Raw genomic sequence first — 16007 nt, 5'->3', positions numbered from 1 at the left:
CCGATTCACCGGAGGGCCAGCGACCTTGCCCCTACCCACGCAGCGCGATGAACTTGTGGCTCATGCGCCGCGCCTGACTTCGACTAGCGTTTCGTGAAAGCAACGGCGGCCACGATGATCGCGCCCTTGATCACGAGCTGCATCGGCGAGCTCACGCCGAGCAGAACAAGGCCGTTGTTGAGCGTGCCAATGATCAAGCTGCCGAACAGCGTTCCCAGGATGTAGCCGCGCCCGCCGAACAGGCTGCAGCCACCGAGGATCACTGCGGCGATGACGTCGAGCTCCATGCCCTGCACGACATCTGGCCGCGCGGCATGTGAACGCGCCGACAGCACCAGCGCCGCTAGTCCGGCCAGCGTGCCGGTCAGGACAAAGGCCGCAGTCGTGATCCGTTTGGTGTTGATGCCGGAATAGAGCGCCGCGGTCGGATTGCCGCCAACGGCATAGATGCGCCGGCCGAACACATTGTAGTGCAGCAGCAGGATGCCGATGATCATCGCCGCCAACGTCCAGGCGATCGGAACCGGCATGCCGAGGAACGTGCCTTCCCCAAAGATCGCGAAATAGGTCTCGTTGGTGATGATCACCGGCTTGGTGTTGGTCACCATCATCGCCAGTCCCCGCGCCATGCTCAGCGAGCCCAGCGTCACCAGGAACGACGGGATCGATAGCTGCGTGGTCAGGATGCCATTGAGCAGCCCGACCAGCGCACCGGTGCCGAGCCCGGCCACGGCGCCCACGATCCAGCTGTTGTCGATCTGGCTCATCGCGAGTGCGGCCGCCATGCCTGATAGCGCCAACGTCGAGGCAACCGACAGATCGATCTGACGCGCGATGATAATGAAGGTCATGCCGACCGCGATGATCGACACCAGCGTGGTCTGGCGCCCGATGTTCAGGAAATTGTCGACCGAGAGGAACCAGGGCGAGGACAGGCTGAACACGACCAGCAGGATCACGAAGGCGATGTACAGCATATATGGCCGCTCGCCGCGCAGCAGATTCTGGAGAATCTTGCGGCGGCGATCGGATCGGGTCGACGAGGCGACCACGTTGGGAGCAGTCAGTTCTGTCATGCGGGAAGCTCTTGCAAGTGGCCTGGCCCGGAGGCCTGGTAGATCTGGAGGAGATGATGCAGCTCTTCGGCATCATCGATCTCGCCGCGCGAAAGCGTACGAGCCACGCGCCCGTTGACGATCACGGAGATGCGGTCGCAGAGCTCGATCAACTCGACGAGATCGGACGAGACGACCAGGACCCCGCTGCCGTCGCGGACGGCATTCCGGATCACGGCATAGATCTCCTCGCGTGCGCCCACGTCGACGCCGACCGTCGGTTCGTCCAGGAGCAGCACGCGCGGCCGCGGATCATTCCATTTTCCGAACACGACCTTTTGCTGGTTGCCGCCGGAGAGTGTCCTGACCAGGCTGAACACGCCCGGCGCTTTCACCGAAAGCCTGGCGACCGCGGTTTCGGCCCGCCTGGCAGCGGCGCGTTGCTGCATCCAGCCCCAGCGCGAGAAATGGGGAATCCGCGGCAAAGTGACATTTCGTTCGATCGAATGGTCCAGGACCAGACCCTGCACGTGCCGGTCTTCCGGCACCAGCGCGATGCCCTGCTCGATCGCATCGGCAGGTCCTCCCGGTAGCCATCGCCTGCCCTCGATCTCGATTGCGCCGCTCTCGAGCGGCCGGAGGCCGAACACTGTCTCCAGAATCTCCGTGCGTCCGCTGCCGATCAGCCCGGCGAGGCCGTGGATCTCGCCCTTCAGCACGGACAGATCGACAGCGCGAAGCCGGTCGTTGGACACATCCGACAGCGACAAGACCGGCAACGGATCCAATTCACGCTTCGCGGCGGGTTCGGTGCGCGGGCCCGTGGGCGCCGATCGATCGGCTCCGACGATCGCGTTCACCAGCCGCTTCATGTCGGTCTCGGTGGTGACGAACGTGCCGGCGTTAGCGCCATCGCGGAGCACCGTCACGCGCTGCGAGATCTCGAAGACCTCATTGAGCCGATGGGTCACATAGATCACGCCAACTCCACGACGCGTTGCCTTCCCGATCGCATCGAACAGGATCCGGACCTCATCCGATGTCAGCGAAGAGGTCGGCTCATCGAGGATCAGAAGCCGAACCTCGCCCATCAGGGCCTTGGCGATCTCCGTCATCTGGCGATAGGCGAAAGGCAGCGAGCCGACAGTCGCTCTCGTATCCAGGGGAATGCCGAGCTCGTTCAGGAACGCCTCGGCCCTGGCCATCAGCGCGCGCTGCCGCACGAAGCCGAAACGCGCACGCGGCTCACGGCCGAGCAACAGATTGTCCGCGACGCTCAAGGATTCGACGAGGCTGAGGTCCTGATAGACGACGGCGATCCCCGCCTCGCGCGACTTCGCCGGGCTGTCGAATTCCACCGGCCTGCCGGCGATCTCGATCGTGCCGCTGTCGAGGGCATGAACACCGCTGAGGATCTTGATCAGCGTGGATTTTCCCGCACCGTTCTCGCCCAGCAGCGCGTGCACTTCGCCGGAGCGAACCTCGAGGTTGACGTCGCGCAGCGCTCGCACGCCGCCAAAACGCTTGTTGATGGCACTGACCATCAAAAGCGAGGTCGACGTCCCTGGCTCTGCCGTACCCGAACCGGACAATTCCAAACCTTCCTCCCGTCGCCCTGCGAGATGCTGGTACGATGGTGACATATTGTTATTTTTACAACTTATCTTGTTATAATTCTATCACCTCGGGCGGCCTGTCAATGGCAGATCGCGTATTGAAGCCGACTGAATGACTGCCGCCCCGATCGGGCTTCGGGCGGTGAGGAACGATTTGCGACGCACCATTCAAAATGAGACTGCCCGTTAAGCCGCGCATGGCTCCGACGCGTGCGCCGCATCCGAGTTCGGTTAGCCTCCACCTCAAGAACCGTTGGCCTTGCAAAACGTCGCACCGCGCGGCGGACGCGCGAGGATGCGGTGAAAAACAACGAGTGAAAAACAACGACAAGAACGCCCCAGGGAGGAGAGCAATGTTGAAAGGCAGTCTAGGACTGATCGCGTTGAGCAGCCTGTTGTTGTCGGGCACCGCCTTCGCGCAGGAGAAGATCAAGGTCGGCGTCACTGCGACGCTCGAAGGCACCTATACCGTGCTCGGCGAGGACGGCATCCGCGGCTTCCAGACCGCGCTCAACGTGCTCGGCAAGAAGGTTGGCGACAAGGAGCTCGAATTCGTCATCGCCTCGACTGACGCAACGCCGGACTCTGCGGTCCGTGCGGTGCGAAAGCTGATCGAGCAGGACAAGGTGCAGATCCTGCTGTCGCCGCTGTCAGGCGACGAGGGCATCGCGGTCAAGAATTTTGCAAAGACCCATCCCGAGCTGACCTTCATCAACGCGGCCTCCGGGGCCCAGGAAACGACCTATGTCGATCCGGCCCCGAACTTCTTCCGCTACAATATGGACGGCGCGCAGTGGCAGGTGGGCCTCGGCAAATACGCCTATGACGAGAAGAAGTATCGCAAGATCGCGACCGTCGGTGAGGACTATTCCTTCATCTATACCCAGGTGTTCGGCCTCGTGCTGGAGTTCTGCGGCGCCGGCGGACAGGTCACCAACCGGCAATGGGTGCCGCTCGGCACCAAGGACTTTGCCTCGGTCATCGCCGCCCTGCCCGACGACGTCGATGCGATCTATCTCGGCCTCGGCGGCGCCGACGCCGTCAACTTCCTCAACCAGTACCAGCAGGCCGGCGGCAAGGCGCATCTAATGGGCGGGTCGATCATGATCGATCAGACCATCCTGTCGTCCAAGGGCAATGCCAAGAACGCGCTGGTCGGCACGCTGGCCGCGAGCGGCCAGGCCGACACCTGGGAAGATCCGGGTTGGCAGAAGTTCGTGAAGGACTATCAGGACGCCTTCCCGCCAAACAAGCGCTTCCCGAGCCCGTCGCTGCTCGCCACCAACTATTACGGATCGACTATGGCGCTGATCCTGGCGCTGCGTCAGGTCAATGGCGATCTCAGCGACAACCAATCCAAGTACAAGGCTGCACTGGCCAAGATCGAGCTCGATGCGCCCAACGGCAAGATCAAGCTCGACGCCAACCGCCAGGCGATCGGCACCAACTTCGTCACCGAAGTCGTCGACGACGGCAAGGGCGCGCTGTTCTCGAAGGTCGTGAAGGTGATCCCGAACGTGAACCAGACGCTGGGCTACGACCCCGCCGTGTTCGCCAAGATCGGTTTGCCAAGCCGTACGGTACCGGAATGTAAGAAGTACTGACGTAGTCTTATCAGCAACGCCATGACTGACCGGGGAGAGATTTGCAAAGTGCGCGATACGTGCGCCCTTGCATTCTCTCCTTGGTTGTTGAACGCTATCAAAAAAAAGACGAGAGCTTCTGGGAGAGAAGGCATGAGCCGGGCGCTCGCCGTCTTCCACGGCCGCTTTGGCCGGGCGACGGTCTATCAGTTGAACCGCCCTTTCAACATCCACGCACATCGCGAAGGTCATTTGATCTTCCATGTCGGGGGGCGTCCCGCATGCATCGATGTCAACGATGGACGCTACGAGCTCACCGAAGGTTCCGTGGTCGCAGTCAATCCATGGGAGCCGCATAATTTCCTGCCGTCCGATCTCGACGGCGGCGCCGTGTTCTTCGTGCTCTATGTCAATGCAGAGTGGTTCGCGCCCGACGCGCCGGGCGCCGACCGCCTGCGGTTTGGCCGCACCCAGCTCACGCGGTCGGTTGCGCTGGACAAGCATATCAGGCACGCAGCCGCCCTTGTGTGCGGCGCACCCTCGCTGAATAGCCTCGATGGCGAGCTGAGAAGCCTGATCGACATCTGCTACGACGAAAGCTGGCAGCAGGCCGAGCTCACGCGGGATCCACGCGCGAGCGGCTCCGTCACCGATTTTCGCGTGCGCAAATGCATCAAGATGATGTCGGAGAGCCCCGGCGCCGAGATCGAGCTCGACACCATCGCGCGCGAATCCGGCCTGTCGCGCCCCCATTTCTACCGCCTGTTCCGCACCCAGACCGGCGTTACCCCTCACCTCTATCTCAACACGCTGATGATGGAGCAGGCGCTGGAGGCGCTGGTGGCGAGCGAAGCGCCGATCGCCGATATCGGCTTCGATCTCGGCTTCTCCTCGCAGAGCGGCTTCACCCGTTTCTTCGCCGCCAATGTCGGAATGGCGCCGACCGATTATCGCCGCGCGGCCAAGGTTTTGCGCGGCTGACGAGCACGCGAAAAGATACTCACGATCAAACGCGCTCCCGTGCGTCCCACTAGGATATGCAGAACGCGATCCCGACAAGAGGATCGCGGTCGATAGGGAGCGTACGTTCATGGCAGGGCTTGCGGCCGCCAACGGTCTGCGTGCGACCTCGCCTCGCTTGAAAGCAGAGGGCTGGAGGGACGTGACGACGGAGCGGCGATCATGACCCGCTTTGTCGAGCGCCATCCTGCATGGGCGCTGATTATCATCATCGCTGTCGCAGTGGCGCTGTGGCTGATCTTCGCGGTATGGCCACCGGGACTTGAAGAGGCGATCGGCCGCAAACGGGTGTTCCTCAACGCGCTCTTCAACGGCATCACGCTCGGCGGTCTCTATTTCCTCGTCGCCAGCGGCTTCACGCTGATCTTCGGCCTGATGCGCAACGTCAACCTCGCCCATGGCTCGCTCTATCTGTTCGGCGGCTATGTCGGTTACGCCATCAGTGCCTCGACCGGCTCCTGGATTCTTTCGTTCATCGTTGCCTTCATCCTGACGGCGCTGGTCGGCGTCCTGCTTCAGCTCCTTGTGTTCCGCCGCATGGAGGGCCAGGATCTGCGCCAGACCATGGTGACGATCGGGCTTTCGATCGTGTTCGCCGATCTCATGCTGTGGGCCTGCGGTGGCGACTTCTATCAAGTCCAGACACCGAACTGGCTGATCGGTCCGATTGAGCTGCCGCTGATCACCGCAGTGAAATCCTCGGGCGAACCGGTCTACCTGCGCTATCCGCTGGTGCGGCTTGTGATCTTCCTGGCATCCGTGATCATCGGCGTCGCGATGTGGCTCGCGCTCAACCGCACCCGGATCGGCATGATCATTCGCGCCGGCGTCGACGATCGTGACATCCTCGCCGCAACCGGCGTGCGCATCCAGATCGTCTTCGTGCTCGTCTTCGCGCTCGGCGCCGGGCTTGCCGGCATCGCGGGCGTCGTGGGCGGCACCTTCCAGTCACTCTCCCCCGGTGAGGACATCCGTTTCCTGCTCGCGTCCCTCGTGGTCGTGATCGTCGGCGGCATGGGCTCGATCCCGGGTGCCGCGCTCGGCGCGCTGATCATCGGCCTCGCCGAGCAACTCGGCTCGGTCTACATCCCGACCTACGCCATCGTCGTGACGTTCCTGATCATGGTGCTGGTGCTGGCGCTTCGGCCGCAGGGCCTGCTCGCGAGGCGCTGACATGTCCGTCACCCACGACGCTCGCGTCCAGATCCACAACCCCGCCGCCGCGGCACAGCGGCCGGCCGCGCGAAGCTGGCCCGACGCCAACAATCCCGCGGTCTGGATCGTGGCGGCCATCCTCCTGATCATGCCACTGATCGCCAACGGCTTCTTCCTGATCGAAATTTTTGCGACGACGCTGATCCTCGGCACCATCGCGCTCAGCCTGATGTTCCTGGCCGGTTATGGCGGCATGGTCAGCCTGATGCAGCTCACCATCGCCGGCTTTTGCGCCTACATGGTCGCGGTGTTCGGCGTCAGCGGCAATGCCAATATCAGCCTGGGCTGGCCGTGGTGGCTGGCGGTGCCGATGGCGCTGACGCTCGCGACCATCTTCGGCACGCTCGGCGGCGCCCTCGCGGTGCGGACCGAGGGCATCTACACCATCATGATCACGCTCGCGATCGGCGCTGCTTTCTATTACTTCACCAACCAGAACTGGGCGATCTTCAACGGCCACACCGGCATCAACAATGTCTCGACGCCGCATTTCTGGGGCGTCGACTGGCGCCGGGATATTCCCTTCTACTATGTCGTGCTCGCGGTCGCCGCGATCTGCTACTTCGCCGTCGACTACATCTCGCGCGCACCGTTCGGCCTGGCGCTGCAGGGCGTGCGCGACAATCCGCGCCGCATGGCCGCGCTCGGCTTCAACGTCAATGCGCACCGCGTCGCGGCCTATGCGGTAGCGTCCTTCATCGCAGGCCTTGCCGGCGTGCTCCAGGTCTGGAACTACCGCCAGATCTCGCCCGGCTCGGTCAGCGTCGGCGCCTGCATCGACATTCTCATCATCGCCGTCGTCGGCGGCATTACCCGGCCGATCGGTCCCTATATCGGCGCACTGGTCTTCGTCCTCCTGCGCACGTTTGCGCTCGATTTCCTGGTCAGGATCGGGCTCGACGGCAACCGGTTCCGGCTGTTGATTGGCCTCGGCTTCCTCGCCATCGTGTTCTGGTCGTCAGACGGCGTGATCGGCCTGTGGCAACGCTGGCGCCAGAGCCAACGTCCGCAGTCAGATCACCCGGGCGGAGGGCGCGGCCATGGATAGCGTCGCCCGGCGTCTCTCCGCGGTCGGTGCCGGTGCAGCACTCGAGCTGCGCGGCGTCACCCGGCTGTTCGGCGCGCTGGCGGCGCTGACCGACGTCACCATCACCGTGCGCCCCGGCGAGCGGCGCGCCGTGCTCGGCTCCAACGGCGCCGGCAAGACCACACTGTTCAACTGCATCACCGGCGACTTCCTGCCGACATCGGGCACGATCCGCTTCTTCGGTGAGGACGTCACGCACTTCCCGCCCTATGAGCGCATCCGCCGCGGGCTGAGGCGGACCTATCAGATCTCCGCGCTGTTCCCCGGCCTCACCGTCCAGGACAACGTCTATCTCGCCTGCCGTGGCGTCTCGCGCGGGCGCTTCTCGTTCCTGCGTCCGGGCCAGACCGATGCGCTGATGCACGCCGCTGACAGTCTGGTGCAAGCCGTGCACCTCGCCGCGGTGAAGGATCAGCGCGTCGCCGAGCTCGCACACGGCCAGCAGCGCCAGCTCGAAATCGCGCTGGCGCTGGCGGGCGCCCCGCGGTTCGTGCTGTTCGATGAGCCCGCCGCCGGCCTCTCACCGACCGAGCGGGCCGAATTGGTCGAGATCCTGACCTCGCTGCCGGCGCATATCGGCTACATCATCATCGAGCACGACATGGACGTGGCGCTACGCGTCGTCGAGAGCGTGACGATGATGCACAACGGCCGCATCTTCAAGGAAGGCGTGCCCGAGGAGATCCAGTCCGACCCCGAGGTGCAGGAACTTTATCTCGGAGGCGGCCATGAATGAGGTCCGCCGCTCCCCCGCAGCGCTCGAGGTCCGCGGCCTCGACGTCTATTACGGCCATTCGCACGCGCTGCAGGGTGTCGACCTCTCGCTCGATGCCGGCGTTTTTTCCGTGGTCGGCCGCAACGGCATGGGCAAGACCACGCTGTGCAAGGCGATCATGGGCCTGGTGCAGGTGAGCGGCGGCTCGATCCGAATCCGCGGCGAGGACATCACACGGCGGCCACCCGCGCATATCGCGCGGCTCGGCGTCGGCTATGTGCCGCAGGGCCGGCGGCTCTGGCGCTCGCTCAGCGTCGACGAGCATCTGCGGCTCGCCGGCGGCATGCGGTCCGGTGCCTGGACCGTCGAACGCATCTACGAGACCTTTCCGCGGCTCGCCGAACGCCGGGATCATGGCGGCGGCCAGCTCTCCGGTGGCGAGCAGCAGATGCTCGCAATCTCGCGCGCGCTGCTGACAAATCCGCAGCTGCTGATCATGGACGAGCCGACCGAGGGGCTCGCGCCCGTCATCGTCGCCCAGGTCGAGGAAATGCTGCAGCAGCTCGGCGAGGACGGCGACATGTCCGTGCTTGTGATCGAGCAGAACATTGGGGTTGCGACTGCGATCTCGCGCAATGTCGCGATCATGGTCAACGGCCGCATCAACCGCATCATCGACTCTGGCCGGCTGTCCGCCGACCGCGAGCTGCAGCGGCGCCTGCTCGGCGTCGGACTGCACGCCGAGCTCGAACCCGAAATCGATGTGCCGGCTGCCAGCAGTGAAACGAAGCCGCTCCCGCAACCGACGCGCGCCAGCGGACCGATCCGGATCTACATCTCCAATCCGACGCCGCCGACACGGTGGTCGCAGCCGGTCCCGATCGGGCGCATCGAGGCCGCCGCACGCACGCTCTCGACGCAGGATCCCCGCCTCGACGAGACCGCGCGGCGCAAGCGTGAGCCGGTGACGGCGCAGACCTCCGGCCCTCCGGTCGTATTGGTCGTCGGCACGCTCGACACCAAGGGCACGGAACTTCGCTTCATCCGCGAGATCATCGTGGAAGGCGGCCTGCGTACGCGGCTGGTCGACGTCTCCACCAGCGGCAAGCACGCAACCTGCGATGTCTCCGCCCAGGAGATCGCGCTGAACCACGGTCGCGGCGGCTCGGCCGTGTTCGGCCCGGATCGCGGTGCTGCAGTCACCGCGATGGCTGACGCGTTCGCCAATTGGATCAAGCGGCAGGGCAATGTTGCCGGCGTGATCTCGGCCGGCGGCTCGGGTGCGGCATCTCTCGTCGCACCCGGCATGCGCACCCTCCCCGTCGGCGTGCCGAAGCTGATCATCTCCTCGGTCGCCTCCGGCGACGTCGGGCCTTATGTGGGGCCCGCCGACATCACCATGATGCATTCGGTCACCGACGTGCAGGGCCTCAACTCGATCTCGCGCGCGGTGCTGTCGAACGGCGCCAACGCCATCGCCGGCATGGTCAAGGCGCGGCTCGACCAGCGCGAGAACAGGGAACGGGCTGCCAGCGCCGCGCTGCCGTCGGTCGGTATCACCATGTTCGGCGTCACGACGCCGGCGGTACAGAAGATCGCGGCCGATCTGCGCGAGGATTTCGAATGCCTCGTCTTCCACGCCACCGGCGTCGGCGGCCGCTCGATGGAGAAGCTGGTCGACTCCGGCCAGCTCGCCGGCGTGATCGACCTCACCACCACCGAAATCTGCGACCTCCTGATGGGCGGCGTATTTCCGGCGACCGAGGATCGCTTCGGCGCGATCATCCGCACCCGCCTGCCCTATATCGGCTCGGTCGGCGCGCTCGACATGGTCAATTTCGGCGCGCCCGACACCATCCCCGAACGCTATCGCGGCCGCAAATTCCACGTCCACAATCCGCAGGTAACGCTAATGCGGACGACGGTGGAGGAGAACGAACGCATGGGCCGCTGGATCGGCGAGCGGCTCAACCAGATGGATGGGCCGGTGCGTTTCTTCCTGCCCGAGGGGGGCGTCTCCGCGCTCGATGCCCGCGGCCAGCCGTTCTGGGATGGCGAGGCCGACGCCGCCCTGTTCCGCACGCTGGAGCGCACGGTGCGTTCGACGGGCAACCGCCAGCTGATCCGCGTCAAGCAGAACATCAACGATCCCGAGTTCGCCTCGACCATCACAGCTGCGTTCCGAACATTGTTCGGCCGCGCCGGGGCACGCCGGAGACTAGCGAGGTGACCGATGGCCCGGTTTGAACGCGCACCATTGTTGAGACGGTTTCACGAGATGGCGAAACGCGGCGAGCCGATCGTCGGCGGCGGCGCCGGCACCGGCCTGTCGGCCAAATGCGAGGAGGCCGGCGGCGTCGATCTCATCGTGATCTACAATTCCGGCCGCTACCGCATGGCCGGCCGCGGCTCGCTTGCCGGGCTGATGCCCTATGGCGACGCCAACGCCATCGTGCTGGAGATGGCCGGCGAAGTGTTGCCCGTGGTCAGCAAGACGCCGGTGCTCGCCGGCGTCAACGGCACCGATCCATTCCGCGACATGGATGTGTTTCTCGACCAGCTCAAGGCGCTCGGCTTTGCCGGCGTGCAGAACTTCCCGACCGTAGGCCTGATCGACGGCGTCTTCCGCGCCAATCTCGAAGAGACCGGCATGTCCTACGCGCTGGAGATCGACATGATCGCCAAGGCGCGCGAGAAGGACCTGCTGACGACGCCTTACGTCTTCAGCGAGAAGGAAGCCGCCGCGATGGCGATCGCCGGCGCCGACATCATCGTCTGCCATCTCGGGCTCACCACCGGCGGCACCATCGGCGCGCAGACCGCACCGAAGCTGAAGGACTGCCCGGCGCGCATCGACACCTGGGCGTCCGCCGCGCTCAGCGTCAATCCGGACATTCTCGTGCTTGCCCATGGCGGCCCGATCGCGGATCCGGCGGATGCCGATTTCATCATGAAGAACACCCGCTACTGCCACGGCTTCTACGGTGCCTCCTCGATGGAGCGGCTGCCGGTGGAGCGGGCGTTGACGGAGCAGGTACGCAAATTCAAGGCGATCGGCGCGCGATAACGCCTGTAAGATTGAGGGAGGGAAACATGTCAGGGATCCTGGTCGGCGAGCTTATTCTCTGGCTGATCGTCGCGATCATCGTGATCGTGGTTGGCGTCTACATCGTCAACTGGCTCTACCACCGCTCCTCCAAGGAGGTGTCGTTCGTCCGGACCGGTTTCCTCGGCGAACGCGTCGTGATCAACGGCGGTGCCTTCGTGCTGCCCTTCATTCACGATTACACGTCGGTCAACATGAACGTGCTGCCGATGGGGATCGTGCGTTCGCGGCAGGACGCCGTGATCACGCGCGATCGCATGCGCGTCGATATCGAGGCCGATTTCTATGTCAGGGTCCAGGCCACTCGCGAAGCCGTCTCGATCGCCGCCGCAACGCTCGGTCGCCGCACCATGGAGCCGGAACAGCTCCACGCGCTGCTGGCCGGCAAGTTCATTTCCGCGATCCGCTCGGTCGCTTCCGAAATGACCCTCGAAGAGATGCATGAACGTCGCGGCGACTACGTCGCGCGGGTCAAGACCAATGCGGCCGAGGCGCTCGCCCAGAACGGGCTCGAGCTCGAATCCGTCGCCATCACCGATCTCGACCAGACCGACCTCGAATTCTTCAACCCCTCGAACCGCTTCGACGCCGAAGGCTTGACCAAGCTGATGGAGGACATCGAGGCGAGGCGCAAGCTGCGCAACGACATCGAGCAGGACTCGATGATCAAGATCCGCACCCGCAATCTGGAGGCCGAGCGACAGGCACTCGAAATCGAGCGCGAGAGCGAGACGGCGCGGCTGGAGCAGGAACGCGACATCGAGATGCGCCGCGCGCTCCAGCGCACGGAAGTCGCCCGCGAACGCGCCCTGCGCGAGACCGAGGCCGAGCAGGCGCAGATTTCCGCACGCGAGGCGATCGAGCGCTCGCGGATCGCCAATGAACAGGCGATTGCCGAGGCCCGTATCGCCTCCGAGCGCGAGACCCGCCAGAAGGAGATCGAGCGCACCCGCACCATCGAGGAGAAAGAGCTGCTGGCGCGCGAGGAGATCGAGAAGACGCGGATCGCCAACCAGCGCTCGATCGACACGACGCGCATTGCGTCGGAACGCGAGGTCCGCCAGCGCGAGATCGAGCGGATGCGGACCGTCGAGGAAGCCGAGATCGCCGCGCGCGAGGCGATCGAGAAGGCCCGGATCCAGCAGGACCGCGTCGTCACCGATGCCCGCATCGCCAACGAAGAGGAAACGCGCCGCCGCGAAATCGAGCGCACCCGCGCCATCGACGAAGCCGAGATCGCCGCCCGCGAAGCTACCGAGAAAGCGCGCATCGCCCAGACGCTGATCGTCAATGTCGAGCGTATCGCGTCAGACGAGCGCACCCGCGCGCTGGAGATCCAGCAGGTCCGTACCATCCAGGAGGCCGAGATCGAGGCACAGCGCGCGGTCGAGGCGGCCCGCATCGCCCGCGAGCGGATGCTCGCCGCCGAGCGCATCGCTGCCGAGCAGAACACGAGGCAGCTGGAGATCGAGCGCAACCAGGCCCTTGAAGTTGCCGGCATCTCCGCACGCGAGACGACGGAAGCGAGCCGCATCGCTCAGGAGGAGCGCGTGCGTTCGCTGGAGATCGCGCGCAATCGCGCCGTCGAGGAAGCCGACATCGCCTCCCGCGAAGCGATCGAGGCGGCCCGCATCGCGCAGGAGAAGGCCGTTGCGGCCGAACGCATCCAGGCCGAGCGCGACACACGCTCGCTGGAAATCGAGCGCACGGGCGTACTGGAGGCCGCCGAACTGAAACGGCGCGACGCCATCGAGCGCCAGCGTATCGTGGTCGATCTTGCCCTGGAAGCCGAACGGATAAACTCCTCCAAGAAGCGCGAGGTGCTCAACATCGAGCAGAAGAAGGCGATCGAGATCGCCGACGAGGACCGCGTCATCGCCCTCTCCGCCAAGAAATCGGAGCGGATCGATGCCGACCGCCAGGTCCGGCAGGCCGAGATCGTCGCCCGCAAGGAGGTCGAGACCACCGACGTCTCGCGCGAGCAGGCGCTGGAAGCTGCCCGCCTGGAGCGCCGGCGCGCTATCGAGCAGCTCGAGGTCGCCCGGGTCCAGTCGTTGCAGGAGGCCGAGATCGCCTCCCGCGAGGAGGTCGAGCGCGCGCGCATCTCCTCCGACCGCGGCCTGGACGAAGCCCGCGTCGGTCGCGAGCGCGAGCTGCGCAAGCTCGAAGTCAACCGCGAGAAGGAGGTCGAAACCGTCCTGATGGAGAAGGCAATCGCGATCCATCAGAAGTCGCTGGAAGAATCCGCTGCCAAGGCGATGGCCGAGGAAGCGCGGATGCGGGCCACCGAGGCAACCGAGCGCGTCATCACCGCGCGCGAGAGCGAGATCGCCAAACGCCGCAAGACCGTCGAAATCATGATTGCCGAGAAGCAGGCCGAGGAGACCCGGATTGCGGCGGACGCCGAGCGTGTCCGTGCCACCGTCGAAGCGGAAGCCCAGCGGATGCTCAACGAGGCCGAGAACGTCCTCACCGACCAGGCCCGCTACTCGCTGTTCCGCAGGAAACTGCTCGACCGGATCGAGGGCATCGTGCGCGAGAGCGTCAAGCCGATGGAGAAGATCGAGGGCATCCGTATCCTCCAGGTCGACGGGCTCAATGGCAATGGCCATGGCGGCAATGGCGGCCGCAGCGCCACCGACGAGGTGATCGACTCGGCGCTGCGCTACCGCGTGCAGGCGCCGCTGATCGATTCGCTGCTGGCGGACATCGGCGTCGAGGGTGGCAGCCTCGCAAAAATGCCCGGCCTGATCCGCGAGGCCCGCGACATGCAGGGCATCAAGGAGTCCGCGCGCAAGGGCGGTGGCGGCGACAAGACCGCAGCCCCTCCGCCTGCAGCTGAGGGCGGCGAACCGCCGGCCGAGCGTGGTCCGCGGAAGAAGAGCTGAGGTCTGACCCATGCCCCGCGTCTACGTCTCCACCGTCGTCAATGCGCGCAATGACCGCGTCTGGGCGCGCGTGCGCGACTTCAATGGCCTACCGAACTGGCACCCGGCGATCGCTGAGAGCCGCATCGAGGGCGGCGAGCCCTCCGACAAGATCGGCTGCGTCAGGGATTTTCGCCTGCGCAACGGCGACCGCATCCGCGAGAAGCTTCTGGGCCTCTCCGACTACGACATGTTCTGCACCTACTCGATCCTGGAATCCCCGATGGGCGTCGAGAACTACGTCGCGACCTTGCGGCTGACGCCCGTCACCGACGGCGACCAGACCTTTGTGGAATGGACCGCCGAGTTCGACTGCGCGCCGGAGCGGGAGACGGAGCTCGTCGGCAACATCGGCGGCGGCGTGTTCCAGGGCGGCTTCGATGCCCTCAAGCGCGTGTTCGGAGGGTGATGGCGGTGCCGCATATCGTCAAAAGCACGATCCTGGACGCGCCGACCGATGCGGCGTGGTCGTTGCTGCGCGATTTCAACGGGCACGACCGCTGGCATCCGGCGGTTGCGACCTCCTCGATCGAGCGCGCACATTCCCCGGACAAGATCGGCTGCGTCAGGCGGTTCAAGCTCAAGGACGGCGCAGAGCTGCGCGAGCAATTGCTGGCGCTGTCCGACCTCGAACAGAGCTTCAGCTACTGTCTGCTCGATACCCCGATCCCGATGTTCAACTACGTCGCCCATGTCCGCCTGCTGCCGGTCACCGACGGCGATCGCACCTTCTGGCATTGGGAGTCGCGCTTCACGACCAAGCCCGAGGACCGCGACCGCATCACCCACATGGTTGCCGAAGACATTTATCAGGCCGGGTTCGAGGCAATCCGCCGCCATCTGAAGGAGGCCGCATAAATGGGCGTGACAGTGAAGACTTTCACCAGCGCCAGTGAGGCGGCGGGCGCGCTGTCCACCGACCGCAGCGCGCGCTATCTCGGCGGCGGCACGCTGGTGATGCGCGCGCTGAACGAGGGCGACGTCACAATCTCGACCGTCGTTCGTGCCCAGGACCAGGCGCTGACCCGGATCGATGCCTCCGGCCCGCGCATCACGCTGGGCGCCGGCGTCACTTTCGCGCGCGTCCTTGCCGAGCGAGATCTCGGCTTCCTTCACGCCCCTGCCCGTTCGATTGGTGGCCCGGCCGTGCGCAACATGGGGACTGTCGGCGGCAATCTCTTCGCCCCGAACCCGTATGGCGATTTCACCGTCGCGCTGCTGGCGCTCGATGCCACCGTCGCCGTGCAAGGCAGCTTTGGCGCGCGCGACATTCCGATTGAGGAGTTTTTGCAGGCCCGCGACCGTCAAGCCGGCACGCTGGTCCTGTCGGTCTCCTGCACCCGTCCCGCAAGCACCGAAGCGTTTCGGTATCGCAAGATCGCGCGCATCAAGCCGAAGGGCGGCTCGGTCATCACGCTGGCCGCGCATCTGCCGATCAGCGGCGGCCGGATCGCTGGCGCGCGGATCGCGTTGGGCTCGATGGCACCGACCCAGATCCGGGCCCGCGCCGCCGAGCGGGCGCTGGAGGGCCACTCGCTGGATACCGCAACCATAGCGGCGGCCGCATCCGCCGTCACGGAAGGAACATCGCCATCCGACAATGCGCTTGGCAGCGCCTGGTATCGCCGCGAGATCGTTGGCGTCCATCTGCGCCGTCTGCTGTCAGGACAGGAATAAACGGTC

General features: G+C 65.2%; 13 protein-coding genes. 11 read left to right on the top strand and 2 right to left on the bottom strand.

Features of this window, described 5'->3' with window-relative positions; all coding sequences use genetic code 11:
• Nucleotides 1-83: 83 nt before the first annotated feature.
• Nucleotides 84-1076 (bottom strand): ABC transporter permease, encoded by a 993-nt coding sequence (locus ABID58_RS06915; protein WP_354032046.1) that lies wholly within the window; start codon nucleotides 1074-1076, stop codon nucleotides 84-86.
• Nucleotides 1073-2599, bottom strand: a complete 1527-nt coding sequence (locus ABID58_RS06910; protein WP_354032045.1) for a sugar ABC transporter ATP-binding protein — start codon at nucleotides 2597-2599, stop codon at nucleotides 1073-1075. The genes ABID58_RS06915 and ABID58_RS06910 overlap by 4 nt, the downstream gene beginning before the upstream one ends.
• Nucleotides 2600-3024: 425 nt before the next feature.
• On the opposite strand from ABID58_RS06910, the gene ABID58_RS06905 reads away from it, so the two are divergent.
• The 11 genes from ABID58_RS06905 to ABID58_RS06855 all read left to right on the top strand — a co-directional run bounded on the left by ABID58_RS06905 (nucleotide 3025) and on the right by ABID58_RS06855 (nucleotide 16001).
• A complete protein-coding gene (locus ABID58_RS06905; RefSeq protein ID WP_200468655.1) occupies nucleotides 3025-4275 on the top strand; it encodes an ABC transporter substrate-binding protein in 1251 nt (416 codons plus the stop codon).
• Between the two features lie 132 nt (nucleotides 4276-4407).
• The gene (locus ABID58_RS06900) at nucleotides 4408-5235 is read left to right on the top strand and encodes an AraC family transcriptional regulator (RefSeq protein ID WP_148755459.1); all 828 of its coding nucleotides are present in this window, start codon (nucleotides 4408-4410) and stop codon (nucleotides 5233-5235) included.
• A gap of 201 nt (nucleotides 5236-5436) precedes the next feature.
• Nucleotides 5437-6447, top strand: coding sequence for a branched-chain amino acid ABC transporter permease (locus ABID58_RS06895; protein WP_354032044.1), 1011 nt, complete (start codon nucleotides 5437-5439; stop codon nucleotides 6445-6447).
• A gap of 1 nt (nucleotide 6448) precedes the next feature.
• A complete protein-coding gene (locus ABID58_RS06890; protein WP_148755461.1) occupies nucleotides 6449-7537 on the top strand; it encodes a branched-chain amino acid ABC transporter permease in 1089 nt (362 codons plus the stop codon).
• Nucleotides 7530-8312, top strand: coding sequence for an ABC transporter ATP-binding protein (locus ABID58_RS06885; RefSeq protein ID WP_354032043.1), 783 nt, complete (start codon nucleotides 7530-7532; stop codon nucleotides 8310-8312). Before ABID58_RS06890 ends, ABID58_RS06885 begins: the two co-directional genes overlap by 8 nt.
• On the top strand, nucleotides 8305-10521 hold the full coding sequence (locus tag ABID58_RS06880; protein ID WP_354032042.1) for an ABC transporter permease: 2217 nt from the start codon (nucleotides 8305-8307) through the stop codon (nucleotides 10519-10521). Before ABID58_RS06885 ends, ABID58_RS06880 begins: the two co-directional genes overlap by 8 nt.
• Nucleotides 10522-10524: 3 nt before the next feature.
• Nucleotides 10525-11358: a phosphoenolpyruvate hydrolase family protein gene (locus tag ABID58_RS06875; protein ID WP_148755464.1), complete on the top strand. Its 834-nt coding sequence runs from the start codon at nucleotides 10525-10527 to the stop codon at nucleotides 11356-11358.
• Between the two features lie 26 nt (nucleotides 11359-11384).
• A complete protein-coding gene (locus tag ABID58_RS06870; RefSeq protein ID WP_354032041.1) occupies nucleotides 11385-14285 on the top strand; it encodes a flotillin family protein in 2901 nt (966 codons plus the stop codon).
• A gap of 10 nt (nucleotides 14286-14295) precedes the next feature.
• Nucleotides 14296-14733, top strand: a complete 438-nt coding sequence (locus ABID58_RS06865) for an SRPBCC family protein (RefSeq protein ID WP_015686997.1) — start codon at nucleotides 14296-14298, stop codon at nucleotides 14731-14733.
• A gap of 5 nt (nucleotides 14734-14738) precedes the next feature.
• Nucleotides 14739-15182, top strand: coding sequence for an SRPBCC family protein (locus ABID58_RS06860; RefSeq protein WP_354032187.1), 444 nt, complete (start codon nucleotides 14739-14741; stop codon nucleotides 15180-15182).
• The gene (locus ABID58_RS06855) at nucleotides 15183-16001 is read left to right on the top strand and encodes an FAD binding domain-containing protein (protein WP_354032040.1); all 819 of its coding nucleotides are present in this window, start codon (nucleotides 15183-15185) and stop codon (nucleotides 15999-16001) included.
• Nucleotides 16002-16007 lie beyond the last annotated feature (6 nt).

Origin of the sequence: Bradyrhizobium sp. S3.2.6 (assembly GCF_040546885.1) — a bacterium.
Classification (GTDB): Bacteria; Pseudomonadota; Alphaproteobacteria; order Rhizobiales; family Xanthobacteraceae; genus Bradyrhizobium; species Bradyrhizobium cytisi.
The sequence above is the reverse complement of the archived record's forward strand: the minus strand, read 5'-3'. Positions and strand labels throughout refer to the sequence as shown.